This window comes from Paenibacillus sp. J31R109, assembly GCF_059692055.1.
In genome coordinates this window covers 378,877-393,068 of record NZ_JCAUAR010000001.1, presented here as the reverse complement: position 1 = coordinate 393,068, position 14,192 = coordinate 378,877, and the positions used below count along the sequence as shown (strand labels likewise).

The 14,192-nt window shown below is 42.2% G+C and carries 13 protein-coding genes; 2 read left to right on the top strand and 11 right to left on the bottom strand.

The features are described 5' to 3' along the window. Window positions 1-101: 101 nt before the first annotated feature. The 10 genes from AC58QT_RS01655 to AC58QT_RS01610 form a co-directional block, all read right to left on the bottom strand. Entirely contained in the window at window positions 102-1,364 is a 1,263-nt protein-coding gene (locus AC58QT_RS01655) for an adenosylhomocysteinase (RefSeq protein WP_497407444.1), read from the bottom strand. Window positions 1,365-1,375: 11 nt separating this feature from the next. Then, complete coding sequence (bshC, locus tag AC58QT_RS01650; protein ID WP_497407443.1) at window positions 1,376-3,010, bottom strand: bacillithiol biosynthesis cysteine-adding enzyme BshC; 1,635 nt, start codon at window positions 3,008-3,010, stop codon at window positions 1,376-1,378. 156 nt (window positions 3,011-3,166) lie between these two features. After that, the gene (locus tag AC58QT_RS01645; RefSeq protein WP_310226995.1) at window positions 3,167-4,141 is read right to left on the bottom strand and encodes an ABC transporter ATP-binding protein; all 975 of its coding nucleotides are present in this window, start codon (window positions 4,139-4,141) and stop codon (window positions 3,167-3,169) included. Then, complete coding sequence (locus AC58QT_RS01640; protein ID WP_497287746.1) at window positions 4,134-5,171, bottom strand: ABC transporter ATP-binding protein; 1,038 nt, start codon at window positions 5,169-5,171, stop codon at window positions 4,134-4,136. The genes AC58QT_RS01645 and AC58QT_RS01640 overlap by 8 nt, the downstream gene beginning before the upstream one ends. 13 nt (window positions 5,172-5,184) lie before the next feature. Further along, a complete protein-coding gene (locus AC58QT_RS01635; RefSeq protein WP_497407442.1) occupies window positions 5,185-6,117 on the bottom strand; it encodes an ABC transporter permease in 933 nt (310 codons plus the stop codon). A gap of 3 nt (window positions 6,118-6,120) precedes the next feature. Next, complete coding sequence (locus AC58QT_RS01630) at window positions 6,121-7,053, bottom strand: ABC transporter permease (RefSeq protein ID WP_310226990.1); 933 nt, start codon at window positions 7,051-7,053, stop codon at window positions 6,121-6,123. A 95-nt stretch (window positions 7,054-7,148) separates the two neighbouring features. Then, a complete protein-coding gene (locus AC58QT_RS01625; protein WP_497407441.1) occupies window positions 7,149-8,834 on the bottom strand; it encodes a peptide ABC transporter substrate-binding protein in 1,686 nt (561 codons plus the stop codon). Between the two features lie 399 nt (window positions 8,835-9,233). Further along, window positions 9,234-9,635: a DUF3397 family protein gene (locus AC58QT_RS01620; protein ID WP_497407440.1), complete on the bottom strand. Its 402-nt coding sequence runs from the start codon at window positions 9,633-9,635 to the stop codon at window positions 9,234-9,236. Between the two features lie 13 nt (window positions 9,636-9,648). Further along, window positions 9,649-10,602: a ketopantoate reductase family protein gene (locus AC58QT_RS01615; protein ID WP_497407439.1), complete on the bottom strand. Its 954-nt coding sequence runs from the start codon at window positions 10,600-10,602 to the stop codon at window positions 9,649-9,651. Between the two features lie 89 nt (window positions 10,603-10,691). Beyond that, window positions 10,692-11,345, bottom strand: coding sequence for an RsfA family transcriptional regulator (locus AC58QT_RS01610; RefSeq protein WP_310226983.1), 654 nt, complete (start codon window positions 11,343-11,345; stop codon window positions 10,692-10,694). A gap of 390 nt (window positions 11,346-11,735) precedes the next feature. Between AC58QT_RS01610 and AC58QT_RS01605 the strand changes: the two genes are divergently transcribed. After that, window positions 11,736-11,966 carry a DUF2626 domain-containing protein gene (locus tag AC58QT_RS01605; protein ID WP_028558057.1) on the top strand — a complete coding sequence of 77 codons (231 nt, stop codon included), beginning with the start codon at window positions 11,736-11,738 and terminating at the stop codon, window positions 11,964-11,966. A gap of 32 nt (window positions 11,967-11,998) precedes the next feature. Here the strand turns inward: AC58QT_RS01605 and AC58QT_RS01600 are convergent, their stop codons facing one another. Then, complete coding sequence (locus tag AC58QT_RS01600) at window positions 11,999-13,129, bottom strand: class I SAM-dependent methyltransferase (RefSeq protein ID WP_497407438.1); 1,131 nt, start codon at window positions 13,127-13,129, stop codon at window positions 11,999-12,001. 90 nt (window positions 13,130-13,219) lie between these two features. Between AC58QT_RS01600 and AC58QT_RS01595 the strand changes: the two genes are divergently transcribed. Then, the gene (locus AC58QT_RS01595) at window positions 13,220-14,188 is read left to right on the top strand and encodes a hypothetical protein (protein ID WP_497407437.1); all 969 of its coding nucleotides are present in this window, start codon (window positions 13,220-13,222) and stop codon (window positions 14,186-14,188) included. Window positions 14,189-14,192 lie beyond the last annotated feature (4 nt).

The following is a 14,192-nucleotide window of genomic DNA, read 5'->3' as shown; positions in this document are numbered from 1 at the left end:
TACAAACCTTTCCACAATCTAACTGGAAAACTACATCTTCATCCTCAACAAATAAAACCCCTTCAATCCACAAGTGGACTAAAGGGGTTTCCTATCAAATTCTAGTGCTCATCCCAGCTGTCTAGGTAAGCTTTTTGCTCATCAGATAGCGCATCAACGCTAGTACCTAGTGATTCCAACTTGAAGCGAGCTACTTGCTCATCTAGTACATAAGGAACGTTAACGACTGTATTACCAAGCGATTGGTAGGCATCATTCACATGTTTCAAGGACATCGCTTGAAGCGCAAATGTCATGTCCATGATTTCTGCCGGGTGACCATCACCAGCTGCAAGGTTAACTAAGCGACCTTCAGCAAGCACGTAAATTTTACGACCATCTGTCAGTTGATATTCCTCAATGTTGCGACGAACGGTACGTTTGGAAGATGACAATGCTTCTAATTCTGGTTTGTTCACTTCAACATCAAAGTGTCCTGCGTTAGAAAGAATGGCGCCATCCTTCATCACTTTGTAGTGTTCACCACGAATAACATCACGGTTGCCTGTTACGGTTACGAAGAAGTCACCTAGTTTAGCTGCTTCAATCATCGGCATGACTGCGAAACCATCCATGTAAGCCTCTACGCCTTTGATCGCATCGATTTCAGTAACGATAACATTAGCGCCTAAGCCTTTTGCACGCATAGCCACACCTTTACCACACCAGCCGTAACCTACAACAACAACCGTTTTACCTGCAACAACCAAGTTCGTTGTACGGTTAATACCATCCCAAACGGATTGACCTGTTCCGTAACGGTTGTCGAACAAGTATTTGCAGTAAGCATCATTAACAGCAACCATCGGGAAACCAAGCTTCCCGTCTTTTTCCATCGCTTTCAAACGAAGGATACCTGTTGTAGTTTCTTCTGCTCCACCACGAACATTAACGGCCAAGTCTTTGCGCTCAGAGTGCAAGAGTGAAACGAGATCACCACCATCATCAATGATTAGATCAGGCTTGGATTCCAATGATTTAATAAGAAGTTCTTTGTATTCTTCAGGACTTGGGTTGTATTTCGCAAATACAGTAATCCCATCTTCCACAAGCGCCGCGCAAACATCATCTTGTGTGGAAAGCGGGTTACTTCCCGTAATCGTTACTTCCGCACCACCAGCTTGAACGACTTTTGCCAAGTAAGCTGTTTTGGCTTCCAAGTGCAAAGAAATCGTAACTTTCAAGCCTTTAAAAGGCTGCTCTTTCTCAAATTGCTCACGAATCCGATTCAAAACCGGCATATGCGCTTGAACCCAATCAATTTTCAAATGACCATCTGGCGCTAACGCCATGTCTGTTACAATACTGTTTGTTGCCGTTGTCATGTTCGTTCCTCCTACAAATAATAGATACGGTGCAAGCCATCTACGGGTATCGGCGTTTGTATTAATGTATGTAGCCAAACATTCCCATAACGATTCAGATAAGCACACCCATTATACACTCTTTCTTGGGGCTTGGCTAACGGAAATATCGTGAGTCGAACACGGTCTAACTGACGTATCGCCGCATCGAATTGCGTGTGAGACGCTTCGCTAGCTTTATGTTGCAAATATTCGATTTGCTCCACGATTTTAGCCAGATTCGTATCTCCCAGTTTCTTCACTCCAGGGTTAATGACACTAAGTGACTCTACTAGAGGAGCATACGCACTCAAGAAGGACGCTTTTACATCCTCAAATCGCTCATTAAGCTGAAGCGTGTCTTGCGCATCCAACCAAGCTTGCTTTTTCTCGTCAAAACGTTCAATAACGTCTGTCAATGCGAGCTCATATTTGTCCATCTGTTTCTTAATCGTACCTTCAATCAGTGTAAATTCCATACGCGGCAGGACAATCGGCATCCGCATGTGAAAATGTTCAAACGCTTGCTTCGTAAGTGCCCAGTAAGCAATTTCACCAGGACCCAAAACGGTCGCTAAAACCGGGAATAAAAACTCTTGCATAAGCGGCCGCGTCATTACATTATTACTTAACTGTTCAGGCGTGGTTATCGCTTTATCCAGAAGCTCATCTTTCGAGTAGTTGACGATATGTTTCTTATCCAAAAATTGATCACCCTCGCGCTGAAGCAGCAATCGCGCTCCTTCTGCAAAAACAAACAAATTCGCAGCTTGCTCATGAACCTCTGCTTGAATCCCGTAGCCAGCTTGACTAACCTCAGCTTTACTTTGCATCAAGGCGCCAGCTAAAGCCGCATTCTGCCTAATAATGGCTTCGAACATCGAAGATTCCAGCGCGCGGAGTGCAGGATCATCGGAATCAATCAATACAAGACCATACTCGCCAAACAGCATGGCCATCCAACGAGCGAATGCCTCTGAAAGTGTTGCTTCGCCTTCTGAAGCCGAACGCATTTTGTCTAACAAAGAAGCTTTGAATTCCGTATCCATCAAAGACCGATCTAACTTATTCAAAGCCTCTTCCCACGCGTCAGAGGCTAATGGCAGGCGGCTCACAGAAGTCCTTCCTCCTGTAGGATGATCTACCTTCAACTTTTCGATTTGCTGCGCGTTAGAAAGAACATGAACATGATTGACTTCGTCGAAATCGTGGTCCTCGCCAGCTATCCAGAAAATAGGCACAACGGGACGCTCTAACTTGGCACTCCATTCACGAGCGGATTGAATAAGGGTGATTGCCTTATACAAGATCATGAGTTGGCCGCCAAACAGCCCTGCTTGCTGACCACCCACTACAGCTAGCGCTTGCTTGTCGCCTAGAGCCGCTATATGGGCGAAAGCCGCCTCTGTATTCCCTACACGTCTATTGTAGGCCTCTAGCACCTCTACAAGACGCTCACGATGAACATGCGGTGCATCCTGAGCTTCATCCAACCAAGTGACACGAGCTTGCCAATCTTCTTCATTTCCAAAATGATACGGAAACAACGCTTTCGCATTGCCTTTTCCCGTTATATAATCTTCCGCCAGTATTTGATTTTTCTTCCAATGAAAAGTTTCCATTTGCATATGCGACTAGTGTCTCCTCTTCAGAACAAATAAAACAACTATCTTTTGATTGTACACGGTAGCCCTGAAATCGTCAAAACTGTATTTTTTATAATTACATTTATGAAAGGTGAATTGCATGATGAAAAGCCGCCCCAATCGGGACGGCTAAGCGAATTAGTATAAATGACAAGCAACAAAGTGGTTTGGTTCCACTTCTTTACTAGGCGGCATGGAATCTGCACACTTCGCCATCGCTTGCGGACAACGTGTACGGAACGGACAACCACTTGGCGGGTTGAGCGGACTCGGTACATCGCCTTGAAGAATAATACGCTCGCGCGTACGTTCAATTTCTGGATCCGGGATCGGAATCGCCGAAAGCAGTGATTGTGTATACGGATGTAACGGCTTCGCATAGAGTGCGTCAGACGTTGTCACCTCTACAAGGCTTCCCAAATACATAACTCCAATTCGATCAGAGATATGCTTAACCATCGCCAAATCATGTGCGATAAATAGGTAAGTTAAGCCCATTTCTTTTTGCAATCTTTTGAAAAGGTTAACGACTTGTGCTTGTACGGAAACGTCCAATGCGGAGATTGGCTCATCGGCAATAATGAACTTCGGTTCAATCGCAAGCGCACGGGCAATCCCAATACGTTGACGTTGACCACCGGAGAACTCATGCGGGAAACGACTAGCATGCTCATCGTTCAAGCCGACTGCTCGAAGCAATTCCATCACGCGTTCTTTACGTTTCGCGCCTTTATATAAACCGTGAATATCAATACCTTCAGCAATGATATTCCCAACGGTCATACGCGGGTTCAAGGATGCGTAAGGATCTTGGAATACCATTTGCATATTCCGATTAAATTCCTTCAGCTTTTTCCCAGTCAGCTTATGAACATCTTCACCATCGAAAATGACTTCGCCGTCTGTTGCGTCATAAAGTTTAATAATCGTTCTTCCTGCTGTGGATTTCCCACAACCGGACTCCCCTACTAAACCAAATGTTTCACCGCGTTTAATTTCTATTGAAAAATTGTCTACGGCTTTCAAAATCTTGCCGTTTCCAAGATTAAAGTGCTTCTTCATATTGCGAATTTGCAATATCGGTTGATCAGACTTAGCCGCTGACTTAGACATGACTGCTACCTCCCACTCCTACAGGACGTTCAACCTTCGGTGCGTCAGGGTGAAGCAACCAGCAAGCTGCTGAATGCGTATCAGACAACACAGAATGAGCTGGATCTTCTTCCAGACAGTGATTCATCGCATATGGACATCTCGCTGCGAATGCACACCCTTTAGGCGGAGCGAACAAATCTGGCGGTGTACCAGGAATCGGTACAAGCTCTTCATTCGTGTTCGTATCCAACCGCGGCACTGAACGAAGTAAACCCCACGTATACGGATGCTGTGGCTCGTAGAAAATTTCATCTACGGTGCCCTGTTCAATAATTTTGCCTGCATACATAACCACAACGCGGTCTGCCATATCGGCAACAACACCTAGGTCATGCGTAATTAATATAATAGAAGAGTCCGTTTTTTCCGAGATCGTCTTCATTAGATCAATAATTTGCGCTTGGATCGTAACGTCTAGCGCCGTTGTAGGCTCATCAGCAATAAGAAGCTTAGGCGAACAAGCAAGAGCAATCGCGATCATAATACGTTGACGCATACCACCAGAAAGTTCATGTGGATATTGATGAATACGCCCTTCAGGCGAGTTGATACCAACGAGCTTGAGAATTTCAATCGCTTTTTCTCTAGCTGCGCTTTTACTCAAACCTTCGTGCTTGATCAAACCTTCCGTGATTTGATCGCCGATTTTCATCGTCGGATTCAATGAAGTCATTGGATCCTGGAAAATCATACCCATTTCGGAGCCACGAATTTTCTCCATCTGTCTGTTGGATAGTTTGGTAATGTCCACTTTTCCGTCAAACATGATAGAACCGCTTTTTATATAACTAGGCGGAGTAGGAATTAAACGCATGAGCGTTTGTGCCGTTACGGATTTACCGCAGCCGGATTCACCTACAATCGCCAACACTTCACCTTTTTTCAAAGAAAAAGATACGCCGCGAACAGCTTGAACTTCACCCGCATAAGTCTGGAATGAAACTCGCAAATCTTTCACTTCTAGTAAATTGTCTTTGGTGCTCATCATTATTCACCCCTTCTTACTTGCGCATTTTTGGATCTAGCGCATCACGAAGCCCATCGCCGAGAAGATTGAAGCTCAACAAGATCAAGCTGAAGATAATCGTCGGGAAAATAAGGCGATGCGGATATAACCGAATATAGTTAGCACCATCTGACAGTAAGTTACCTAGCGATGCCAGAGGTGGCTTTACTCCTAGACCGATGAAACTCAAGAATGCTTCAGTAAAGATCGCAGATGGCACAACGAATGTGATCTGTACGATAATTATACCAAGTGCATTCGGGATCAAGCTACGCATAATAATTCTCATGGGAGAAGCTCCCAATGTACGTGAAGCAAGTACGAATTCTTGCTCCTTGAGCGTCAACATTTGTCCACGAACTAGTCGGGCCATCGGTACCCACCCCGTAATACTGTAGGCGATAATAATCGACGAAACCCCAGAGCCGATAACCATGATCAATAGAATGGCAATCAACAAGAACGGAATCGCATAAACAATCTCAATGGAGCGTTGCATAACTTCATCGACTTTTCCGCCGTAATAAGCAGAGATACCTCCGTAAATAACACCAACGACTAAATCAATTAATGCAGCTGTAATACCAATAAATAGGGAGATACGAGTACCCCACCATACACGTGTCCAAACATCACGACCGAAGTCATCTGTTCCAAAGAAGTGCGAACCGCTCGGCACCGCATTTTTAAGCTTCAAATTTTGAGTCTGATAATCGTAGCTCGAAACAAATGGAACGATAATCGAAAGTACGATTAAAGTTACCAATATAATTAAGCCAGCCATAGCCAGTCTATTTTTCCTAAGTCGTCTCCATGCGTCCTGCCAATAATTAAGTGAAGGTCGTACAATAACTTCACTAGTTAGAGATTTATTTGAAACGGGAGCAAACTTGAAGTTAGTCTCTGTTGATTCATTTGGAGTTTGCATGAACTATTTCCCGCCTTTCCCAAGACGAATTCTAGGGTCTACTAAGCCATATACAACGTCAGTAATAAAGATAACGACAATCAAAATTGCTGAGTAAAAGATAGTTAATCCAGAAATCATCGTATAATCATTCGAGTATACCGATGATACAAAGTGTTTCCCTAAACCTGGCACACTAAAAATTTGTTCAACAACTAACGTACCTGTGATGACGTTTACAAATATTGGGCCAATTATCGTAATAACCGGTAATATCGCGTTACGAATTGTATGCTTAACTACAACTGTTATCGTTGATAAACCTTTTGATTTCGCAGTTTTAATATAGTCTTGATTCAAAACATCTAACATAGACGTTCTCATTAAACGAGCCAAAATCGCAATTGTACCGAATGACAACGCAATCGCTGGTAAAACCTTGTACTCTGGACCTTTCCAAAGACCTGCAGGAAGAATTCCCCACTTAACACCAACATAATAAGAAAGCATCGGTCCAAGCACGAAAGATGGAATGGAAACACCCAAAATCGCAATGAACATCGCTGTGTAATCGCCGGCTTTGTTATGTTTCAAGGCCGCAATAATCCCTAAAGTCAAACCAACAACAATTGCGATTGCAATTGAAATTAATCCAAGTTCTAAGGATGAAGGGAAAGCTTGTTTGATAATATCTGTTACTTTGTGAGCTGGGAATTGAAAGGAAGCTCCTAGATCGCCATGAATGATATTGTTCATGAATGTTAGGTACTGTTGCCACAACGGCTTATCAAGACCATATTGCTTCAACAACATATCTCTCGTAGCTTTCGGGATCTTCTCAGCGCCTTCTCCTAAAGGATTACCTGGCAAATTTTTCATCAAGACGAACGTGAATGTTGCAATTAGCCATAATGTAATAAGCGCATATAGGAAACGGCGAAGAATGAACTTAATCATATTGCTCCTCCTTTATTAAAATATAAAACAAGAAACTTAGAAGGGGCCGCTCCCACGAGGTGCGAACGGCCCCTTCTGCTTAAACTACATGAAGATTACTTACCAACGGATGCCCATTTCAATTCCCACTCTTGTCCAAACGAAGGAAGAATCAAACCGTTAATTGTTGGTTTTTTCAAGTAAGCACGTGTACGGAAGTACAATGGCGCTACACCTTGATCATCCATAAGGATTTTCTCAGCATCTACCAAAGCTTTAGCACGTTTTGTAACGTCTGTTTCTGTTTGAGCACCTTTTACAAGTTTATCGTACTCAGGGTTGCTGTAGTCGCCTTCGTCAAACTCGCCGCCAGTTACCCACATATCCAAGAACGTCATTGGATCGTTGTAATCTGCGCCCCATAGGGAAAGAACGATGTCGAAATCTTTTTTGGAGGAAAGCTCGATACGCAATGCGTGAGGAACTGGGTTCGCTTCAGCTACGTAGTTAAGGTTTTGTTTCCATTGTGCAAGGATAAACTCAAGTGATTTTTTCGCAGTTTCCGTATCATCCGCGTTCACTTTCATTTTCGGAAGTTCTTTTAGACCAAGCTCAGCCAAACCTTCAGCAAGCAAAGTTTTTGCTTTGGCAGCATCAAACTTCGGTTGTGTGTCGCCAGCTGTTTTACGGAATTCGCCGCCAGCACCGTCAGAAGTACCACCTGGTACTAGACCAGTGGAAGCTACGGAACCATTAGCAAGTACTGTATCTACATAAGCTTGACGATCGATTGCCATACCAAGCGCTTGACGGATCTTTTTGTTAGCAAGAGCTGGTTGTTTTTTCACTTGATACATAAGGTATGAGTTCGTCAACTCTGGTTTAGGCAGGTTGTCTGGTTTACCTTTGTACAAAGTTAATTGGTCACGGTTGATTTCAGTCAAATCAGCCGCGTCTGTTTCATATAGGTTAAGTCCTGTATTTGTGTCTTTAACAATATTGATCGTTGCTTTTGTTAATTTCACATTAGCAGCATCCCAATATTTTTCGTTTTTCACAAGCTCAAGTGTTTGGCCATGATCCCATTTGCTCAAAATGAACGGACCAGCACCAATAACTTTGTCAGCTTCTGCGCCATATTTGTCGCCAGCTTTAGTTACGAAATCTTCACGTTGTGGCAAGAAAGTACCGAACGCAAGCATTTGCGTAAAGAAGGCAACTGGTTTTTCTAGTTTAATCTCAATTTGCTTGTCGCTGATTGCTTTAACGCCAAGTGCATCTTGTGCTTTTTTAACATCTTCAGGAGTTTTCGCTTTAGTAACAGCTTCTCCACCTTTAATCCAAGCTACTACGAAGCTATATTGCCCTTTTGTAGCAGGATCTAATGTACGTTTGAAAGAATAAATGAAATCTTGCGCTTTTACTGGTTGTCCATCAGACCAGTTCGCGTTATCGCGAATGTCGATCGTGTACGTAAGACCATCAGGAGAGATTTTAGGCATATCTTTTGCAAGACCTGCTACTGCTTTACCGTCTTTATCTGTACGGTATAGACCTTCGTTAAATGCGCTAATAAAAGTAAAAGCAGCATTTGCAGTTGCTTTGGAGCTGTCCATAATCGGAGGCTCAGCAGAGAAATTGATTTTAATTTCTTGAGGTTTGTTAGAAGCTGGAGCAGTTGTACCTTTAGTACCATCTGTTGGAGATACCGCTGGTGTTTCTTCACTTTTGCCACAACCTACTGCTACGCTACCCATAAGCGTTAATGCCACTGCTGTAGTAACCCATTTTGTCGCTTTCATATAAACTCCTCCTTTAAAATATGTATGTCTAGACATCTATGGTTAGGTGTTTTGTCAGCTTTATTCACATAAACCTTACACCTTTAACCCGGAGACCAATGAAACCGCTTCTTTAATGTTATGTTACATCACTTAGACCTCTGGTAAAAAAAATTACTAGAGTCTACGCAAGGAATTATAACATATACAATGAGTTTGTCCACAATTAATTTACCTGCGACTAAATAACTAGTAAAAAAATTTACTCTCACGGTTTTTAATTATACAACCATCGGTCAATAAAATCTAGACGATTTTGTTTGTTATTTTCTACAAATCTCAAAGAAATATTACAAAGAAACACTAATTTATTCCCCAAAACATCCAATGATAGGTAAATCCAATTCCATTCTATATGAACTATGTCGAAAAAAGGTAGTTTTTGCCGATATGCACAATAAACAGCAGAATGTAAAGGGCCGATAATCCTACAAAGCTAAGGCGCCATACAAGCCTGCCTACTTTGATTAAATTAGTCTCCCCTTTCAAGTGATTTTGATAACCTCCAATAATACCAAAGGCAATTAACAAGATAAGAACAATTAACCAGAAGCCAAATTGCGTATGAAAAAGCTTGTTCCACATTAAGGACACAGATCCTAATAGAAACAAGGTTGTAATATCCATAGTAAACCTCGTGGTCATCTTCTTATCCTTGAGAATTAGAAAGATGATAAACCAGAATAGAGCGAATGTTAGATATGGCGCCACAGCCAGCACTGCATATAAGGTAGATAATAGACTAACGAATCCATTCAGCAAGAAGAGTCACCTCTTAATTTTCTATCGCTTTAATCATTCTATACACCATGTCATGCGCGGGGAGCACCAGACCCCATTCTTCAGCCATCTTTACAAATCTACCATTTAAATAATCAATTTCCGTCTGTCGCGCAGCTTCAATATCCTGCAACATGGAAGAATGATTCGTCTTCGTCTCTTCACACACCGTTAGAATTGTGTCCCAGAGCTTATCTGGCAGCGCAATCCTCTTGAGATTCGTCAATTTGAGCGCTTCATCATATAGATCTAGCATGAGGGAACGACTCCATTCAGAACGAAGCAAATCACCATTAGGTACACGTAGAATGGCAGTTAGCGGGTTGATGACAACATTGATGACCAATTTGCTCCAAATTCTGACTTCCATGTTGTTCGACAATTCTGCGCGAAATCCTGCTGACTTCAACATCTGCACGAAAAAAATATGTTGGTTATTTGGAGTAAGCTGCTTATTTGATTCTATAACTCCAAAATAGGTGATTCCCCGCCCTGTATGACGGACCGAATTAAGCCCACTTCGTTTGGCCCCCTCAGTTGTAACGGCAAATAATAGCTTATCGTAGGCGATAGCTTGGCTTAGTTTTTGTTCATGTCCAATCCCATTTTGAAAACAAACGAGATAGGTCTGTTCCGTCATTTGATGACGAAGATAGGTGACAAGTTCATCTGTAATCGCAGTTTGTTTCACCATCAGAAATATATAATCGACTTGCCGCTCATTCGGGATGATGTCCTCCCTTGTTTCCTCGAGATAGCTGCTACATACGATTGATTTCGTGGAATTCGCTGTTTGCGACGCTTCCCCCTCTAACTTAATCCCTTGTTCAGCCAATTCCCTGGCTTGTTCCGTAGTCCTAGTTACCAGCGTTAACTGCGAACATTGAGGCGCAAGTTTAGCGGCAAAAAGAAGCCCTAGCGAGCCCGCTCCAACAACCATTATATGCATGCCATAACCACCCTTTGTTTCATGTATCCTTATTATACAGCAAAAAAGCCACATACCAAGGTTCCCCTTGATCGGCGGCTTTGCTTCACTTACTCTACTCTTTCCAAATTACCGTTGGCATCCATTTTGAATCGCGGCTTCTCTTCTTCCTCTTCTTCAACTAAAAAGGCCATTTTCCGAGCACGATCCATAATTTGAATAAGCGCTTTATAATCATCATTCACAACGCGATAATCGGTTTCAACTTCATTTACTTGTTTATTTAACTTATTATTTTCTCTGCCAAGTCTATCGAGTTCGTCCTCTTTATCCTGCAGTTCTTTTTCTAACGTTTTAATATGACGATTCATATCCTGATAGGTGCTGCGCCATTGCCGCAAGAAACGAATTACCGCATCTATAGAGAGCGTTTCTTCTGTAAATACTTCATTTTTACCCGTGGATACTTCTGGACTATCAAGTAAACCAATTGAAGATGATCCTGAAATGGAAACAGGTGCGTGCTTTTTCATTTGCGTACGCTTCTGACGTTGCGCTTTTGCAATTTGAATTGCTGCTTCATACTTCTTTCTAACAAAGCTGTTCCAACGAAACCCACATGCAGCCGCAGTACGTCCAATGCGCTCCCCAACTTCTTCAAACGCAGATAATTGTGTACTTCCTTCTCGGATATGACGTAATGTCAACTCCGCTAAAATTAAGTCGTCTTCATCGCTCCATGCATCTTGTCTTATTGCCGACATAAGGCCAAACCTCCTAACAAATTATAGGGATCTTTGGTCGGAGAGCAAAGTCTCTCCTTTTTGGGAGCTTCGATTCCCTGATCAAATTCTCTCCTACCCGCGGATACATCATAAAGAAGAATCAATTAGTCAGACAGGTATTAATTGATTCGTTGCCATTATTACTATTTCTATGCCCGTACTAGAGTTCATAGAATCTATTTGATACTAAATGGTATTGCCAAATTTTTTGACACTCATACATGGGATTCGTATAAAAAGGAATACTACGACTATATGATGAAATGTTTTGAATTTCGTCACCGTTTGACGGTTTACACCACTTGGATCAAACGGTATAATGTGTTGTAGTTAAAGTGCAACGTGGTACGAGAGGGGGATGTAACGAGAATGGATCGCATGTTTCGGGTTCTAGGTTTTTGGACACTTGTTATCGCACTAATGAGCTTAGCTGGCGATATGATACCTATGTCTCTGATTTTCTTTTTTCAAACTGCCGTATTCGTCATTCTAGGCTATATGCGCTTGTCAGAACGTACCTACATATTGTTGTTCTGGGGATATATGATTATCTCTTTCAGCGGTTTTACGTATTGGTCATTTTTCAAAATGTCCATCTAAGACAAACGACAAACGAAAAGGTGAATCGGCATTTATGCCGATTCACCTTTTTTAATTGCGATAAACACTTTAAACAATTCACTCATTCCGTCGCTAAGCAGCAATTGTCGAATCGAACGATTCCTTTTCGATACTTCGCTAAAGGGATTCGGATCGAAATGATTTTGCAGCTGTTCCAAAATGCCCTGTTCCACTAAGAACTGACGCTGCGTCTGCAGCAGGTAGGGTTCAAATCCACTGGAAACCGCGGCAGCTTGACATAAACTAAAATTGACATGAGCTGTGATATCCTGCTCACCTTGGTTGATGAAGGGGTTACCATGCGCTTCATGGTTACGATAGCACATCAATGTCCCCTGATGCCGATGAGAGGCATATAACTCCTCTGCTACGTCTCCATAATCAATAGCAATAACGCAGCCGCTTACGATTCGTCCTGCAAGTCGATCATACCAATCTACGGCCTCTAGATTTATTTCACTAATCTGCCCTTCTTGCCATTGAACTTCTAACGTGTTCAAGTAGTCTAATATGCGTCCTGACTCAAGAGGCAACCAGATTTCTTGAAAATTCGGTTCTTCCTCCTGCCAGCGAACGTAGGATTCTAGAAATGCTTGGTCCTTGTATTGAATACGGTGAATCGGAAATGCATCCAGCAGTTCATTGGCTAAAACATAGACCGTTTCTGCCGGACCCTCACTTAACCATGCCGCTTCTTCCATAAAACGAATTCGTTCCACATGTTCGATCAGCATTTCTCTTTGCAAATGGCGGTGGAAAGCGCTCGATTCAATTAGGGTATACGTGACTCGGTTATAGATATCAGGGTTAGATTTTCGTAATTCATTCAGGACATGGAGGGCCATACGTCCATTTCCGCCGCCCCATTCCACCACTTCAATACATGATGACTGACCAGACTCACCATGAAGTTGTTTTAATAGGAAGGCAGCAACCATTTCCCCCATGATAGTGCCAATGGAAGAGCTCGTATAGAAATCCCCTTGCTTCCCTATTTTTATTTGTTCTTTACGGTAATAACCGCCAGGATCCTGATATAAGCATATTTCCATATAGTCTCGAAAAGTAATTCGTTGATTCATCGTTGAATTAATTCGCTCTTTTAAAGCTGCTATAACACCTGTGTGACCTAGTTGATTCACAATGACTAACCCCCCAGTTCTTTACTTACAGACAAATGAATAGGAAACCCTTATAATGATAAAGGATTATGGAAGGAGAGACAGCCCAGCATGACTAAGAAATGGATGACCTTAACAGCAATAACAGCAATTAGCCTAGTCTCGTTGACTGCATGTACGGATAACACACAAGTTAAAGAAGCGTTTCAACAATCCGTTAACAAACAATCAGAAATGAAATCTTATACGTTTGAGGGAAGTACAACTCTCGCTATTTCTGATGGTTTAATGAAATCAGCTAACCCGCTTACTAACGGTTTGCTATCTTTGATCAGAGAGAGCACGATTACGTGGAAGGGCATCAGCCAGCTAGATCCACTCCAATATCAAACAGACTTACGTATAACACCAAAGGGCTCTACATCCCCTATCGATTTGCCAATTCTCATTAAAGATAGCAAATTGTATTTTAATATGCCAGCCTTAAATAAGACCGCAGATGAGTTTTACGCGATTGATTTGCAAAAAATGAACGGAACAACAGCCAGTCCACTTAAAGCGGACACTTTAAAAAATACGCCTCAAGTTACAACGGCACTTACAAAATTAATCTTTGAAGGTATGGATGCCAAATGGTTCAAGCAAGCTAAAGATCCCATCAAACTAGCTGACGGCACTTCAGCAAAATCAATTCAAGTTGAGCTGACGACGAAAAATGTCAAAGATATCAACACACAATTTCAAGCCAAACTACCGGATTTCATAGGCACTTTACAAACGAATGGCCTCATTTCAGGGGATAAAGCAGATGCACTCAAGAAAAATGGCGCAGCCTCCCTTGCACTCAAAGCGCCAAGCAGCATGAAGATTGCGATTGATGATCAAGGTTTTATTCGTGATCAGGCACTGGATATTACATTCACTGTGACGTTAGACGGTAAAGCCCTCGATAATCATATTGAACTTCATCAAACCTTTGATGCGATCAATCAAAATGCACCTCTAACCAAAGAAATTCCTTCTAAAGTAAAGAGTTTTGATGATATTCTCAAGCTGTTAACACCTTCATCTAAAAAATAGGAAT

Excerpts from the sequence above, each read along its gene's own strand:
- AC58QT_RS01655 (WP_497407444.1), bottom strand. The coding sequence starts at position 1,364 with ATGACAACGGCAACAAACAGTATTGTAACAGACATGGCGTTAGCGCCA.
- bshC (WP_497407443.1), bottom strand. The coding sequence starts at position 3,010 with ATGCAAATGGAAACTTTTCATTGGAAGAAAAATCAAATACTGGCGGAA.
- AC58QT_RS01645 (WP_310226995.1), bottom strand. The coding sequence starts at position 4,141 with ATGTCTAAGTCAGCGGCTAAGTCTGATCAACCGATATTGCAAATTCGC.
- AC58QT_RS01640 (WP_497287746.1), bottom strand. The coding sequence starts at position 5,171 with ATGATGAGCACCAAAGACAATTTACTAGAAGTGAAAGATTTGCGAGTT.
- AC58QT_RS01635 (WP_497407442.1), bottom strand. The coding sequence starts at position 6,117 with ATGCAAACTCCAAATGAATCAACAGAGACTAACTTCAAGTTTGCTCCC.
- AC58QT_RS01630 (WP_310226990.1), bottom strand. The coding sequence starts at position 7,053 with ATGATTAAGTTCATTCTTCGCCGTTTCCTATATGCGCTTATTACATTA.
- AC58QT_RS01625 (WP_497407441.1), bottom strand. The coding sequence starts at position 8,834 with ATGAAAGCGACAAAATGGGTTACTACAGCAGTGGCATTAACGCTTATG.
- AC58QT_RS01615 (WP_497407439.1), bottom strand. The coding sequence starts at position 10,602 with ATGCATATAATGGTTGTTGGAGCGGGCTCGCTAGGGCTTCTTTTTGCC.
- AC58QT_RS01610 (WP_310226983.1), bottom strand. The coding sequence starts at position 11,345 with ATGTCGGCAATAAGACAAGATGCATGGAGCGATGAAGACGACTTAATT.
- AC58QT_RS01605 (WP_028558057.1), top strand. The coding sequence starts at position 11,736 with ATGGATCGCATGTTTCGGGTTCTAGGTTTTTGGACACTTGTTATCGCA.
- AC58QT_RS01595 (WP_497407437.1), top strand. The coding sequence starts at position 13,220 with ATGACTAAGAAATGGATGACCTTAACAGCAATAACAGCAATTAGCCTA.